This window comes from Lactobacillus nasalidis, assembly GCF_016587775.1.
Classification (GTDB): Bacteria; Bacillota; Bacilli; order Lactobacillales; family Lactobacillaceae; genus Lactobacillus; species Lactobacillus nasalidis.
Genome location: NZ_BOCG01000121.1, coordinates 1 through 407 on the forward strand (window position 1 = coordinate 1; position 407 = coordinate 407).

The following is a 407-nucleotide window of genomic DNA, read 5'->3' on the forward strand; positions in this document are numbered from 1 at the left end:
TCATTGAGATCAATGAACGATTGCAAAGCGACCGAGAGAGTTCGAAAGAACAAAACTTGTTAGGTCAAGTGAAGAAGGGCGCACGGTGAATGCCTTGGCACTGGAAGCCGATGAAGGACGCGACTAACCGCGAAAGTCTTCGGGGAGCCGTAAGTAGGCTTTGATCCGGAGGTCTCCGAATGGGGGAACCCAGCATGTGCAGATATGTTATTCATGAGTGAATACATAGCTTATGAAAGGAACACGCAGTGAACTGAAACATCTAAGTAGCTGCAGGAAGAGAAAGAAATTCGATTTCCCAAGTAGCGGCGAGCGAACAGGAAAGAGCCCAAACCGGCAGATTTATCTGCCGGGGTTGTAGGACTGAGTCATGGCACTTCAGAGGATAGCAGAAGCATTTGGGAAAA

1 rRNA gene is annotated in these 407 nt (G+C 48.4%); it reads left to right on the forward strand.

The window, feature by feature from the left end:
• Positions 1–62: 62 nt before the first annotated feature.
• Positions 63–407, forward strand: a 23S ribosomal RNA gene (locus tag lacNas_RS01930); the annotation flags it as partial.